We start from the raw sequence: 13,946 nt of genomic DNA, 5'->3' as shown, positions 1-13,946 counted from the left end.
GACGCTCAGGCGGGCCTATGCTCAGATCCGGCGCGGTGTCCGTGGGATTTGCTGCGTGTGATCCGGCGCGGCACGACCCGGCCGGGGCTTTTGGCACCTGGGGCTGCCCGGTTCTCTGTCCGCGTTTTCGGGGCAGGTTGATCGGCAGGTGGCAACGTGCGGCGCGCGGGCGCGTCCAGCCCTTCGAGCGCGTGGCACAAAAACTGCACAAGGGCACCCGCGCCGGTCGCGGCCAGCACCGCGTCGTCGTCCCGTCCCGCCAGCGCGCCGGTCAGCGAGATCGGCAACACGTCGCGAAACAGCGCCCCGGCCTCACCCTGCACGCGGGCCATGACGCGGGCGCGGTCCCGTTCGGTCTGCATCTGGTCGATGCGGGTGATCAACAGCAGGCTTTTGGTCCAGAGCAGCGGCGGCACCTGTTCCCACAAGGCGGCCTCAGACTGTCGCCATGCCTGATTGGCGGGGGTACACCAGATCGCAAGATCCACCTGTGGCAGGAACTCTGACCAGAAATCCGGAGCCATGTTGGGGTCTGCCGTGCCCGGCATGTCGATCAGGTCACACGCGTGCAGGATGTCCGCCTCCAGCGCGACGGAGATCATGCGCGTATCGTCGGGACGCACCTGTGACCAGTTATCCATTGGCAGCGGTTCCGATGCCCCGTCACTGGCGATGCGCAGCACCTCTGGCGCACCTTGCCTGTACCAGACCGGCGGCAACTGGGTCGCCGTCACCTGCACCGGAGACCTGTCCTGCCCAAGCAACAGGTTCGCCAGCGTGCTCTTTCCGGCGCTGAATTCGCCCATCAGGGCAACGCAAGGTTTGCGGGGTTTCGGGACGGGCGGGGACTCTTGTGTCATCGGACAGACCTCTGGAGGCGGTTCAAGGGGGCGGCAGGCGGAAGATCGACACGGGGCGGGGCAGCCCCCTGTTGTGCCAGTCCCAGCAGGATATCGCGCTGCCCCTGAATGAAGTCGGCAAGTGTCTTGCGCAAAGCATCTGTGAAGGGGGCGGCGCATTGGTGGTGCAGCGTGTCCACCACCGGTTTGGTCTCTTCGTGGATCAGCCGGGCGAAATCCTCTGAAAAGGCTTCATACCCGCGCTGGCGACGCCAAAATCGCGCCCACCAACTGCCGCGCAGATCAAGGGCGATGGTCTGGCCGAGGCTGATCGGCGCAGGTACGGTGGGCAGCGGCGGCGGCGCAATGGACGGCCCGTCTGTGGCCAGCCCAAAGGCATGCTGGTAGAGCGCGCTGATGTCGCTGGCAGCGGTTGTCAGCACATCGGTTCCGGTCTTGCCAGCGCCTTGGGCAAAGACTTTGTAGGCACTGCGCAGCAGCATCCGCAGGCCGGAGGGGTCATAAGTCCAGATTTCCGCCTCGCCAAATTGTTCAAGGTGTTTGACCAGCGACCCGGTCGCCCGACCCAGAAAGGCGCGGCGGGCATTGTCGGTGCGTCCGGCAAAGCTGTGATGGATCTTCTCCAGCCCGGATTCCAGCGCGGCGCAGGCGCGGTCTTCGATCTGATCGAACTGTTGGAGCAGATCCTGCGGCGCGATTTGCAGAGGGCGTGGCGTGGTGCTGCCGCTGGTGTCCGGTTGCGTTCGGGCGGCCAAACCCGTCCGCAGGTTTCCCAGTGCCACGCCAAGCGACTCTTCGATCCGCGCCCCGGGGCCTTTTTCGATCCGCTCTGAAATGGCGTCCCCCAGCACGCGCAGACCGGACAGATGCCAGATGATCTCACGCGGGGACAATTGCGCCATTGCGCCGTCCACATGCGCCTCGGCCCAGGACACCAGCGCCTGTGCGCTGTCCGCGCCCAGATCGCCAAAGCTGCCCGCGACCGCATGGTGTGCCCAGTAGCCGCTGCCAAAGAGGATTTCGGCCTCTTGCGGGCCGTCGAACTTACGCAGCGTGTCGATGATGCTGGCGCGGATCTGCGGCACCGCGCGGACCGGATCGGCGAGTTCGTCGATCCGATTGACAAAGATGATGACCTCACGCGCCTTGACGTTGGAAATCAGCCGGATCAGCCCAAGGTCCACCGAGGACAGCGCCTGCTGCGCCGACAAGACCACCACGCACAGACGGCTGCCGCGCAGCGCGTTGACGGTGATCTGCTCGCGGATCATGAAGGTGTCGTTCACCCCCGGCGTGTCGCGGAGACACAAGGGCAGGGGCAGGTCCGGCCCGGCAAACCACAGATCGGCGGATTTGGTGATATCGGCAAAGCGGCCCTGATCGGGGCTGCCGTCGGCTTCTTCCCAGAAATCGTCGCCAAGGCAGACATAACGCTGGATTAATTCCTGATCAAAGGTCTCATAGTCGTGGGTCTGGCCCAGTAGCATCTGGAACTTGCGCCCCAGCCGTGCCTTTGATTTCTCGCGCATCTCGTCCAGCTGCGCGCGGACCTTTTCCAGTTCGTCCTCGGCTCCGGCACGGGCGGCGATCTCTCCCACCCGGCCGCCTTGACGGATCAGGTTGTCCCATTCCTCATTGGTGAAAAACCGGAACGACGACCGCCGGTCCTGCGGGCGCAGGTGCGGCTGCATGTGCAGCGAAGTGACGACAGAGGTCCACGGATTGACGTCGGCAGGCAGCAGGTCGGGCCAGCCGGTGAGCGCGTTCACAAGGGTTGTTTTGCCGGCCTTCACTTGACCGATCAATGTGACCGAGGGTTCGAACCCACGCAACTGACGGCGCAATTCTCGCGCTTGATGGGCAATTGACTCTTCGCCACATCCCGCCAGAGCGACCAGAGACTTGTCCAGAGCGCCAAGGCGGGTGGCCAGTGCGCCAAGCCCGGAAAACGCCCCCAGCGCGGGCTTGTCCTGAGGGGCTGCGGGGGCCTGCGGTGTCATCTGTCTTGCCTCATGTCTTTTTCGCGGTTTCGTCTGTCGTGGTTCTTTGCGGGCTCAGGCGGCGAGCCGCTCTTCGATGTCGTAGCGGACCTGCAACAGCAGGCGCGCGGCGTCGCCCACCTGTTCCGCGCCGCCCTCGATCCGCAACAGCAGGGCGAGGTCGTGGGCCTCGATCACCTGTGTCGCCAGATCGGGCCATGTCTCATGCAGGGTGTCGAACCCGGCGACCCGGTCAGCCAGTGTCTCAAAAACCTCTTCGAAACGCGCCAAGAGCGTGTCGGCGTCGCCTGCGCTCCCATCTTGAACGCTGTGCATCAGGTCGCCGGCAGCGGTGCGGACCGCCTGAAACAGCCGCGCCAGTTCGCCCGCAGCCTCGGGCGGGACCTGCCGTTCCACGGTCCGCGCAGCGGGATGGGGGATGACGGTGGCCTCGGTTTCCACCTCTGTCGGTGGCGCAGACCTCGTCGGCGTTGGACGGGCCGGCGGGGCACCGTAGCGTTGCAGGAACATCTGGGCAGCATGGATGTCGTGCAGGCTGGCCTCTTGGATGGTTTGGTCAAGGTAGGCAGTCAGTTTTGTATAGACCGCGTCACCAGTCTGGGGGGCGCTGTTGAACTGCGCTTCGAACCCATGCGCGACCAGATTGTTGGCAATATCCCTGACACCTGTGGTGAGCAGGATTGCATGGTTGCGCAGGCTGTCGGGCGCGGCATCCCAGATGCGCCGCTCTGCCTCTGTCCAGTCGACCGTGCACCACAGGGCCATATCCACCCGGGGCGCGGCCCAGATCAGGCCGGCGCGCAGATCCTCGGCGCTGGCCTCGGTCGAGGCCAGCAGAACACTGCGCCCCATCAGCACCGCAGCGGGCGACGTCACCTGCAAAAAGACCGGCTGCTGTGCCAATAGCGCGGGCGTCGGCAAATCTGTCGTCGCAAGCCTGCTGCCGTCTGCCAGTATCGCCGTCGTCGCGGCGCTGGCGCCATACGAGACCTCTACAGTAGGTGGCGCACCGGCCAGCGGGTCAAGGGACAGATCACTCAGAGCGTGCAGCACCGCGCGCTTGCCGACGCGTGGCAGACCAAACAGGCCAATTCGCACCGGCCTGTTCAGCTTTTCGACCAATGAGGCACAATGCGCCTGCGCCCGCGCCGCAAGGTCACCGCGTTGTCGCACGGCGTTCAGATCTGCCAGCGTTGCGGTTTTCAAGGCCGTCTGATCCGTCATGGACCGGCCCTCCGGCCCACAGCGCGCGGGGTTTGCAGGCGGAATGGCAACAGCCGCCGCGCCAGATCGGCGATGTGGGCCGGTATGTGTGCGCCGGACAGCGACGTGGACGCCGCAGGCGCAACCCGTATCACGACAAGCGAGATATTGTCTTGCTGCGGGGCCTTCCGTTCGCGCACGGCATCCAGCAAGGCGCGCGTGACCGCTGCGCTGCCGTCGCGGGTGTGCCGCTGGAGGATGCAGGCGATTGCGGTGTCTTCAAGGACATTCAACCCGTCGCTGGCCAGCAGAACGATGTCACCGGGCGTAAGCGTCAGTGCGTCGGCGGGGCAGTCGATGTGCGGAATCTGGCCGCCGGTCACCGCAGAGGTCAGGCAGTGGCGGTGCGGATGTTGGGCGGCGTCGCGGGCCTCCATCGCGCCGTTTCTGACCATCAGATCCAGTTGGATGGCCATGGAGTGCATTTGGTTCAACTGCCGCAGCCGACCGTCACGATAAAGGTAGAGCGGACTGTCACCGACCGATATCCAGCGCAGCGCGTTGCCCTCTACGGTGACGCACAGCAGCGTGCCGCCAGTGTCGTTGCTGATGCATCCGGCGTCGATATGCTGTTTCAGGCGGGCATTGGTGCGGGCCAAAGCCTCTCGAAAGATCTCTCCGGGCGTGTCGTGCCCACCATCCGCGCGCGCCGAGGCCAGAAAGACCTCGCCGAACATTTCGCTGGCAAGGAGGCGACCGGCAAGATCCCCGTCGTCATGGCCACCCATCCCGTCCGACAGAACCGCGACGCCGGGCAGGTCGCCTTGTGGGAACTGCGCGATAACCGCGTCCTCTTGGCGGCTGCGATCTCCGATGTGTTGACCGCTGGCGGCCTCTGCCACAAGCTTAGCCATCCCCGACCCCCTGCGTGTCCGCGTCAGCCCACGAAAAGCCATCGCCGCATAGCCCGACAAAACGCAGCACGGTCTTGCCGATCTTGATGCTATCGCCGTTTGTCAGTTCCTCGGTGGTCAGGAGCGGTTTGTCGTTGTGACGCACGATGTTGGTCTTGCCGCCGTGGCCGATATAGGTCCGGTTTTCTTCGTCGTCATGCGCGATGGAAATATGTCTCTCGCGAGAGATGCTGGTGTCGCCAAAGTCCAGCGCGACCGTCTGATCCGCGTCGCGCCCGACGGTCGACAGGCCCGCCGTCAGGGTAAAGGACGCGCCGCGGCCCGGCCCCTCGATCACAACGATCCAGCCAATGGGAAAGCGTGGCGCGCTGGCGGTGCCACTGGCGGCGGGGGCGGCGAAGGGGTCCGGGCCAGCGGTCTCTGTATGAAAGCCCAGAAGACGTGTCTTGACCCGCTCAGAGGCTGGACGCTGGGCGGCAGGAGCGGCCAGCCCGGCGGCGCTGCGCGCAAGCGCCGAAGGCGCAGGTTCCGCCTGCGATTGCTGCGGCTGGGACGGGGCGGGACCGGCGTCCGGGGTCGGGGGGTCCAGATCCCAAATCTTTGGCGTGCCGCCAGCGTCGCTCTGGGCCGGCGCGTCCGCTTGCGGGTCTGGCACGGTGAGATCGGCAAGCTCTGCCGCCGAAGGTGTCCATTCCTTGCGGGGCATCGGCTGAGGCCGTTCGGGTCGGGGGACATAGTCACGCGCGGCGCGCGCTTCGTCGATCGCGCAATCCCGGTGGCCCGCAGGCGTGGTCACACGGGCCTGCAATTCTTCCCAAGGATCGATCAGCGGATCGGCGTCGGTCTTGGGCGCAGGTTCCGATACTGGCCGTCTCCGTGCAATCAGGTTCCTGATGCCCTGCATTCTCCGTAACCCTTCTTTCAAACGTTTGTCTGTATGGAGTCGCGCGCGCTGCGAGAGGGCCACGGCAATAGGGCGCTCAGCGAAAACCGGCGCTGCCGTCGTTTCGATGCGGCCGGTTCTTCGACTTCGGACGGCGCCGGGGCAGGCTCTGGTTCGGGGGCCCAATCGGCGGGGTCCTCGTTCAGGATGGCCCAGTATTCCCGTTCCGCTGCGCGTTTCTCGGCCTCCGGGTCCCTGACCGGAACCTGTGTCGGCGCGCGGTTTGGGCGCACTGCGTCTGCCTTGATCGCCTGATGGTTGCTGGCCACCAGTTCGGCGATTTTCAACTCGATCTCGGGATCTTCCTGTGGCGGCTGCTCTGAGGTGGCGGGCGACACTGCGACAGCCACCGAAGGCTGGCGTCCGGCCAGCGCATCCAGCCAGTCATCGGCGCTTTGTAGGCGGTCCTTGGCGAACAGGCTCATGCACTTGTCAATTGCCGCCAGCAGCCGTGGGTCCTGCTGCGGAAAGCGTCCAAGAAGGGGCTGATAGGGGTCCGGTTTCTGCTCGGCCACGGCGGCCAGCCGAAGGCTGCTGTTGGGGGGCGGATGACCCTCGATCAGATGTACGAAGGTTGCGGCAAGGGCGTATAGATCGCTGGACCGCGACTGCGCGCTGCCCGCAATGTAAAACTCTTGCGGCGAATACCCGTCTTTGACCGTGTGGACGCGGGACAGGACGCGGCTGGCCTGTGATGCGCCCTGCCGGGCAGCGCCGAAATCGATCAGGACGGGTGTGCCCATCGTGTCCAGCAGGATATTGTCGGGTGAGATGTCGCGGTGCAGGATGCCGTTGCGATGCACATAGCTGAGCGCCTGCAACAGGATCACCGCAAGTTCGCGGATCGCCTCGGGCGTCAGCGCGTTGGGGCTGTAGTCGATCATGTCGAACAGGTCGGTACCCTCGACAAAATCCAACGCCATGTAGGCGGTGCCGTTGGCCTCGAATATCTGGTGCACGCCGACGATGTTGGAATGCTGCAGATGCGCCAGAGCGCGCGCCTCTTTCTGGAACAGCTCGACCGCGCGGGTGAAATCCACGTCAAAGGTCTGTGACCGCAGGCGCACGGCCTCACCAGCGCGGCAGCAGATCGCGTTGGGAAAACATTCCTTGATGACCACGCGGCGACCCAGACTGTCGCGGGCCAGATAGGTGATCCCAAAGCCCCCGGCGTTCAGGTATTTGTCGATGATGTATTGCCCGTTGCAAAGCGTGGTCCCCGGCGGCAGCCCGTCCCCGACGTGCTGCGCGGCGGCAGAAGCCTGGATAGTCGACTGATGCGTCATACCGGGTCCTCCTGTGCGAATGGGACGGGCTGTGGTCACGTCTAAACGGGGTGTCTTGTAAGGACAGCGTGCGAAGACAGGGAAATTGCGTTGGCGGATGAGGTCAAATCACCAGCAAATGCGGTCCGGGCCGTGTTCGAAAATGGACGAAAACATGTCGCTTGGTTCGAGTAAAATTAAATATTTACAATAGTTTATCTCAAGGGTGATTGCGGATCATCGCGGTTTGCGACTTTTGCGCAATTTCAGCACCAATAGCCCTGCAAGTGTCACCGTCATCGCGGCAGACGCGATCATGCCTGACCAGTCGGTGACGACCTCTGTCAACTCTTCAAGGCGGCTGCCAAAGGCAAAGCCAAGCGTCACGTAGGCGGAAACCCAGATCGTTTCGCCTGCGACGTCCCAAAGCGTGAACCGCCAGCGGGCCAACCGCGCGGCCCCCGCGATCAGGTTGACCCAAGGTCCCAGCGGCGCAAACAGCCATGTCGAGAAAAAGACCCCGACGCCACCCCAACGTTGAACCGTGTCGCGCGCCTGCCCGATCATCTTATGGCGGCCCGTGCGTCTGGCGATGGCGTCGATCATCGGGGCACCGCCCCAGCGACCGATATGAAACCCGGTCTGGTCACCGGCCACGGCCGCCAGCCATGCGATGCCAAGCACCTGCCAAAAAACCAGATCACCGGCCGCCGCGAACCCTCCGGCGGCCAGCATGATCACTGCGGTCGGGATCGGGATCGCAAGGCAGGACAGAAAGGCCGACCCGGCAACGACCCAAAGTCCATAGGTCGATACAAGCGCAAACAGGGTGTCGGTCACGGATGCGCCTCGCGGTGTGCGGCGATAGCGGTCTCTAATTCTGCAATCAACGTCTCTACCGGCACGCCACGTTCGGCGGCGAGTTGGCCCAGCGTGATCCGCCCCTCTCTGCGGTCCTGCGAGAGTGCTAACGCGTCGGCCACCAAGTCCGGCGGCAGGTGCCAGGAATGCGCGACAAAGCGCGGCGTCATCCAGGGCGCGGGCGGCACATCGCGGTGCGCCGGGTCCGCCCAGAAAATCGCGCCCATCACAAACCGGCCTGCGAAGAAAAGCGTGAAAGCACAGGCCAAGACAAAGGCTCCGCTCAACAGCGGTGCTTCCCGCCACATCCGCTTGATTATCCCCGGTCGGGCTGCTGACATGTGTCTCTCCTTTTCGCGCCACACTTGGTCGGCGCTTTGGGTTTCCTCGTCGGGCGCTTGCCGCTACAAACCAGCGAGGCACAACAGGGTGCCGGCGCGACACCATCTTCGAGGATATCCGACATGATACGCAACGGCGGACAACTTTTGGTCGATTGCCTGATCGCGCTGGGCGCGCGCAAGGGCTTTGGCGTTCCGGGCGAAAGCTATCTGGCCGTGCTGGACGCGTTGCACGACACGGGTGGCAAGCTGGATTTCGTGCTCTGCCGCAATGAGGGAGGCGCGGCTTTCATGGCCGCCGCTTGGGGCAAGCTGACCGGCAGTCCTGGCATCTGCTTTGTTACGCGCGGTCCGGGTGTCACCAATGCGTCGATCGGAATTCACACGGCGATGCAGGACAGTGCGCCGATGCTGGTCTTTGTGGGGCAGGTGGGCACCGACATGAAAGGGCGCGAGGCCTTTCAGGAAATCGATTACGCGGCGGTCTTTGGCACCATGGCGAAGTGGGCGGTCGAGATTGACGATGTGACCCGTATCCCCGAGATTCTCGCCCGGGCGTGGAAAACGGCGGTGACAGGCCGCCCGGGACCGGTGGTGATCGCGCTGCCCGAGGACATGCTGACCAGCATGACAGAGGTCGGGCCAATCACCGGCCCCTCGGATATCCGTGAGCCATCGGTGGATGCGGCAACAATTGCGGACGTGGCAGAACATCTGCGCGCGTCCAAGCGCCCGTTGATCCTGATGGGCGGCTGCAACTGGACGGATGAGGGGAGGGCCGCCTTGCAGGCCTTTGCCGAAGCCTCTGACATCCCGGTTATCGCGGCCTTTCGCTATCAGGACCAATTCGACAATCTCTCACCCGTCTTCGTCGGTGAGGCCGGGGTGGGGATGCCGCCCCATGCCCGCCGTCTGATGACAGAGGCAGACACGATACTGGCCATCAACGTCCGCTTTGGCGAGATGACGACCGACGCCTATACGCTGCTGGACGTGCCGGAGCCGCGCCAGAAGGTGATCCATGTCCATGCCTCGGATGCTGAGATTGGCAAGATCTATGTGCCTGCGCTGGGCGTTCAGGCTGGGCCGAATGCTTTTGCCAAGGCTCTCAGCCCGGTGCAGGGCGGCTGGGCCGAATGGCGCGCGCAGGCGCGCGCGGATTTCGACGCAAGCCTGGATTGCCCGCCACAGCCGTCCCCGGTCGATATGGGGGCTGTCATGCGCCACCTGTGGGAGGTGCTGCCAGAGGACGTGATCCTGACCAACGGCGCGGGCAATTTCGCGGTCTGGCCGAACAAGTTCTTTCAATTCGGCCCCAAGGCGCGCCTGCTGGCACCGCAATCGGGCGCGATGGGCTATGGCCTGCCCGCCGCCATCGCGGCGCGCGTGGCGTTTCCGGATCGCATGGCGCTGTGTTTCGCGGGGGACGGTGATTTCCAGATGAACCTGCAGGAACTGGCGACGGCGGCGCAGGCCGGGGCGCACCCCATCGTGTTGATCCTGAATAACGGCATTTACGGCACCATCCGCGCCCATCAGGAACGGCACTTTCCGGCGCGGGTTTCCGGGACAAACATGGTGAGCCCGGATTTTGCCATGCTGGCGCGGTCCTATGGCTTTCACGGGGAACGGGTAGAGCGGACCGAAGATTTTGCCGCCGCGTTTGAGCGCGCGTGTACTTCAGGAACCGGGGCGGTTCTGGACCTTGTGATCTCCGAAGAGGCGCTGACCCCGCGCCGCACGCTGAGCCAAATGCGTGAGGCAGCACTGGCAGCACAGGGCAAGCCATGACCGGAAACCGTGACGAGAAACCCGGTTTCGACCCGTCCACCGACGGGGCGAAGATGGGCTTTGCCGACGCCATGTCCTATGGCGACTATCTGCGGATCGAAACGCTGTTGGGGCAGCAACACTGCCTTAGCGACGCGCATGACGAACTGTTGTTCATCATCCAGCACCAGACCTCGGAACTCTGGATGAAACTGGCGATCCATGAGCTGTCGGCGGCGCGGGACGCCCTGCTGGCGGATGACACGGCGCAGATGTTCAAGATGCTGGCCCGCGTCAGCCGTATCTTTGAACAACTCAACAACCAGTGGGACGTGCTGCGCACCATGACGCCCGCCGATTACACGCGTTTCCGCGAGTCGCTGGGTCCGTCCTCGGGGTTCCAGTCGTATCAGTACCGGCAAATCGAATATATCCTTGGCAACCGCAACACCCACATGATGCAGCCGCACGAACATGTGCCTGAGGTCCGTGCGCTGCTGGAGGCGGAACTGGCGCGGCCAAGCTTTTACGATGAGGTGGTGGCGCTGTTGTTCCGCACGGTCGATGGCAACGACGCCGCCATACCCGCCCTGCAACTGGACACACCGCACGCCGCCGTTCCGGAGATTCAGGCGCGCTGGAAAGTGGTCTACGAGGATATCGATACCTACTGGACGCTCTATGAACTGGCCGAAAAGCTGGTCGACCTTGAGGATTATTTTCGTCGTTGGCGCTTTAACCATGTGACCACGGTTGAACGGGTCATCGGTTTCAAACGTGGTACCGGCGGCACCTCTGGCGTGGCCTATTTGCGGCGCATGTTGGGCGTCGAACTTTTCCCCGAACTTTGGCACCTGAGAGGTGAGCTATGACCAATTTGCCCCGTAAGGAGCTGTTTCACCTGCCTGAGGGCGTGATCTATCTGGATGGCAACTCTTTGGGAGTGCTGCCAAAAGGCGCGGTTGAGCGAATGCATCAGGTCATGACGGCGGAATGGGGGCAGCAGCTGATCCGCGCGTGGAACACTGCCGAATGGATGGCGCTGCCTGCCAAGGTAGGTGACCGCATCGGTCGTCTGATCGGCGCGCCCGCCGGGACGGTCGCCACCGGCGACACGCTGTCGATCAAGGTTTATCAGGCATTGGCGGCAGCATTGAAGATGCGCCCCGACCGGCGGGTGATCCTGTCGGACGCCGGGAACTTTCCCAGCGATCTGTACATGGCGCAGGGGCTGATCGGCACCATCGACAAGGGGTATGAGTTGCGCACGCCCGCGCCAGAGGAAGTCGCCGAGGCGATCACCGAAGATGTTGCCGTGGTGATGCTGACGCAGGTCGATTACCGCTCTGGCCGGATGCACGACATGAAGGCAATCACCGAACGCGCCCATGCGGTGGGGGCCGTGATGATCTGGGATCTGGCCCATAGCGCGGGGGCGGTGCCGGTCGACGTGGCGGGCAGCGGCGCAGAGTTTGCCGTGGGCTGCACCTACAAATACCTCAATGGAGGACCGGGTGCGCCTGCCTTTATCTACGCGCGTCCGGACATTGTTGAAACCATCGAGCCGGCACTGTCGGGCTGGCTGGGCCATGCGGCGCCTTTCGCGATGGAGCCGGGCTACCGTCCCGCCATGTCGACCGAACGAATGCGCGTCGGCACGCCGCCGATCCTGCAACTGGCGGCGCTGGACGTGGCGCTGGACGCGTGGGAGGGCGTCGACATGGCGGACCTGCGCGCCGCCTCTGTCGCGCTGTGTGAGCGGTTCATCACCGAGGTCGAGGCGCGCTGTCCGATGCTTACCCTCGCCTCTCCGCGCGACGCGGCACAGCGTGGGTCACAGGTGTCTTTCGCCTTTGCCGAGGGATACGCGGCGATGCAGGCGCTGATCGACCGTGGCGTGATCGGCGATTTCCGCGCGCCTGACATTATGCGCTTTGGCTTTACGCCTCTCTACATCGACGAGGCGGATGTGGTCGCGGCGGTGGATGTGATGGAGGAAATCCTGCGGGATGAGGTCTGGCGCGAGGCGAAATACCAGGTGCGATCGCGCGTGACCTGACGGCTCAGGTCAGGTCACCTTTTTCCCCGGTCTTGAGCAGCATTTGAAGACGTTTTGACGGGACCGGCGGGCGCGCGGGGGTATGGGGTCCAAGGTCGATCAGGGCGGCCCCGGCGGCAAAACGGACTTCGGGCGGCTGGTCCAGCATGTCCTGCGTAACCAGCAGGCTGTCCGTCCATAGCCCTTCGGCCAGCAACAACTCATGCCGGTCGAACAGCAGTTGCACAAAGGTGGTGGGACTGTCGGAAAGCGCGGAAACGCCTTTTAGTCTGGACAGTTGGGTTGCGGTCACCGTGGCTTCTGCCAAGCCAAGAAGATGGCGCAGACGCACGCCGCCAACAAGGAAACGCTGTTCGGGGGCGACAAGCAGGACATGTTCCGGCACCCCGCGCCCCAAAGCGCCCTTGCGTATTCGGATCGTCGTCACCGGGGCCGTGCCGGGGGCGATCCGACCAGTCCAGCGCAGCGGTTGATAGCCATTGTCGCGTGTCAGGATGAGGTCGCCGGGACGCAGGTCACCGGCCCGCCGCTCTCCGCGCAGGGTCTTGATCCGCGCGCGACTGGACAGACCGTTTGTGATGGCCGCCAAGCAGGGCTGCGCGCGCGCCGGATCCACGCCGGAGTCGTCCGTGACATCCACCGGAAACACGCCGCTGTCCGGAAAAGTGCCACTGCGTTCCATCGCTGCCCCGTATACTGCTTGCCGGTCACAGTGCCCCGCGAAGGGTCAGGAATTTACCAACAAGACAGCGCGAAACGCGTGGGTTTTTAGGCGAAGTTTTTGCGCTCTGGGTCAGGTCCGGATTGCGCCGCCTGAGAGTTCGGTGATTTCCAGCGCCGCTTCGGCCACGCGGCGGCCAAGGTCGGCGACGCGTTCGCCGCTGAACCGGACCGTCGGCCCAGAGACGGAAACCCCGGCACAGGGTTCTCCCTGATCGTTCAGGATGGCGGCCCCGATGCAGGACATCCCGGCATAGCGTTCCTCGCGGTCATGCGACCAGCCACGCGCGGTGATGCTGTGCAGATCGGCGGTCAGACCGGACAGCGTGACATGGGTGCTGGCAGTAAAAGGCGTCAGGGCCATATCCTCGATCAACCGTTGCATGGCTTGCGGGCGCATGGCGGCAAGGATCGCCTTGCCCGTCCCGCTGGCGTGCATCGAGGTGCGCGTGCCGGGCGGAAAGAAGGCGCGGATCGGGTTCGGCGTCTCGACCTGTCCGACAAAGACCACCTCTGGCCCGTCCGGCACGGCAAGGTTCGCGGTCTCGCCAGTTTCCTTCATCAGGCGGCGCATGATGGGGCGGCCGACCTCGACCACGCTGTTGCGTTTGAGAAAGGCGGTGCCGGTGCGCCATGCCTCGATCCCCACGGCCCATTCCTGACGCTCTTCGTCAAAGGTGACAAAGCGGTGGTTTTCCAGTGTGGTCAGGATGCGGTGGGTGGTTGCTGTAGGAATATCGATTTCGCGCGAAAGGTCCGACAGGGTTGTTCCCTCATCCCGCGCCAGCGCGATCAAAACGCCAAGCGCGCGGTCAAGTGCCTGAAGCGTTCCGGCAGAGCTTTCCTTGAAGGCCGACTTGGGGCGGCCGCGGGGGCGTTTGGCGGTGGACATGCCAGGTTCCTTTCGAAAAATGTTTTCGCTGCATTTGCGAAGCCGGTAGAGTGAGAAACTGAAACTGAATTTGAATCAGTGGCTTGAGACGATGATTCCGTAAATGAAAATGTTTTTC

Annotated in this window: 13 protein-coding genes; 3 read left to right on the top strand and 10 right to left on the bottom strand. The window is 64.0% G+C overall.

The genetic code is table 11. The features are described 5' to 3' along the window. Window positions 1–5: 5 nt before the first annotated feature. From VOI21_RS20845 to VOI21_RS20810, 8 genes are all read right to left on the bottom strand, one after another. Window positions 6–860, bottom strand: coding sequence for a hypothetical protein (locus VOI21_RS20845; RefSeq protein WP_323771896.1), 855 nt, complete (start codon window positions 858–860; stop codon window positions 6–8). Next, window positions 857–2,860 (bottom strand): dynamin family protein, encoded by a 2,004-nt coding sequence (locus tag VOI21_RS20840; protein ID WP_323771895.1) that lies wholly within the window; start codon window positions 2,858–2,860, stop codon window positions 857–859. The genes VOI21_RS20845 and VOI21_RS20840 overlap by 4 nt, the downstream gene beginning before the upstream one ends. A gap of 54 nt (window positions 2,861–2,914) precedes the next feature. Then, window positions 2,915–4,084 (bottom strand): hypothetical protein, encoded by a 1,170-nt coding sequence (locus VOI21_RS20835; protein WP_323771894.1) that lies wholly within the window; start codon window positions 4,082–4,084, stop codon window positions 2,915–2,917. Next, a complete protein-coding gene (locus tag VOI21_RS20830) occupies window positions 4,081–4,977 on the bottom strand; it encodes a PP2C family protein-serine/threonine phosphatase (RefSeq protein WP_323771893.1) in 897 nt (298 codons plus the stop codon). The genes VOI21_RS20835 and VOI21_RS20830 overlap by 4 nt, the downstream gene beginning before the upstream one ends. Continuing rightward, complete coding sequence (locus VOI21_RS20825) at window positions 4,970–5,881, bottom strand: FHA domain-containing protein (protein ID WP_323771892.1); 912 nt, start codon at window positions 5,879–5,881, stop codon at window positions 4,970–4,972. Before VOI21_RS20825 ends, VOI21_RS20830 begins: the two co-directional genes overlap by 8 nt. Before the next feature lie 17 nt (window positions 5,882–5,898). Beyond that, window positions 5,899–7,206 (bottom strand): serine/threonine-protein kinase, encoded by a 1,308-nt coding sequence (locus VOI21_RS20820; RefSeq protein ID WP_323771891.1) that lies wholly within the window; start codon window positions 7,204–7,206, stop codon window positions 5,899–5,901. 216 nt (window positions 7,207–7,422) lie between these two features. Next, window positions 7,423–8,025, bottom strand: coding sequence for a DedA family protein (locus VOI21_RS20815; RefSeq protein ID WP_323771890.1), 603 nt, complete (start codon window positions 8,023–8,025; stop codon window positions 7,423–7,425). After that, complete coding sequence (locus VOI21_RS20810) at window positions 8,022–8,387, bottom strand: hypothetical protein (RefSeq protein WP_323771889.1); 366 nt, start codon at window positions 8,385–8,387, stop codon at window positions 8,022–8,024. Before VOI21_RS20810 ends, VOI21_RS20815 begins: the two co-directional genes overlap by 4 nt. A gap of 123 nt (window positions 8,388–8,510) precedes the next feature. Here VOI21_RS20810 and VOI21_RS20805 point away from each other — a divergent pair, with 123 nt between their 5' ends. The 3 genes from VOI21_RS20805 to kynU are packed head-to-tail and all read left to right on the top strand — an operon-like array spanning window position 8,511 to window position 12,216. Continuing rightward, entirely contained in the window at window positions 8,511–10,178 is a 1,668-nt protein-coding gene (locus VOI21_RS20805; RefSeq protein ID WP_323771888.1) for a thiamine pyrophosphate-binding protein, read from the top strand. Further along, on the top strand, window positions 10,175–11,029 hold the full coding sequence (locus VOI21_RS20800) for a tryptophan 2,3-dioxygenase (protein WP_323771887.1): 855 nt from the start codon (window positions 10,175–10,177) through the stop codon (window positions 11,027–11,029). The genes VOI21_RS20805 and VOI21_RS20800 overlap by 4 nt, the downstream gene beginning before the upstream one ends. Beyond that, the gene (gene kynU / locus VOI21_RS20795) at window positions 11,026–12,216 is read left to right on the top strand and encodes a kynureninase (RefSeq protein WP_323771886.1); all 1,191 of its coding nucleotides are present in this window, start codon (window positions 11,026–11,028) and stop codon (window positions 12,214–12,216) included. Before VOI21_RS20800 ends, kynU begins: the two co-directional genes overlap by 4 nt. 4 nt (window positions 12,217–12,220) lie before the next feature. On the opposite strand, the gene VOI21_RS20790 is transcribed toward kynU, so the two are convergent. Together VOI21_RS20790 and VOI21_RS20785 are read right to left on the bottom strand one after the other, a co-directional pair. Then, on the bottom strand, window positions 12,221–12,898 hold the full coding sequence (locus tag VOI21_RS20790) for a Hint domain-containing protein (RefSeq protein ID WP_323771885.1): 678 nt from the start codon (window positions 12,896–12,898) through the stop codon (window positions 12,221–12,223). Between the two features lie 111 nt (window positions 12,899–13,009). Beyond that, window positions 13,010–13,828 (bottom strand): IclR family transcriptional regulator, encoded by an 819-nt coding sequence (locus VOI21_RS20785; protein ID WP_323771884.1) that lies wholly within the window; start codon window positions 13,826–13,828, stop codon window positions 13,010–13,012. Window positions 13,829–13,946: the final 118 nt, after the last annotated feature.

Origin of the sequence: Antarctobacter sp., from assembly GCF_034670325.1 — a bacterium.
GTDB lineage: Bacteria > Pseudomonadota > Alphaproteobacteria > Rhodobacterales > Rhodobacteraceae > Antarctobacter.
The sequence above is the reverse complement of the archived record's forward strand: the minus strand, read 5'-3'. Positions and strand labels throughout refer to the sequence as shown.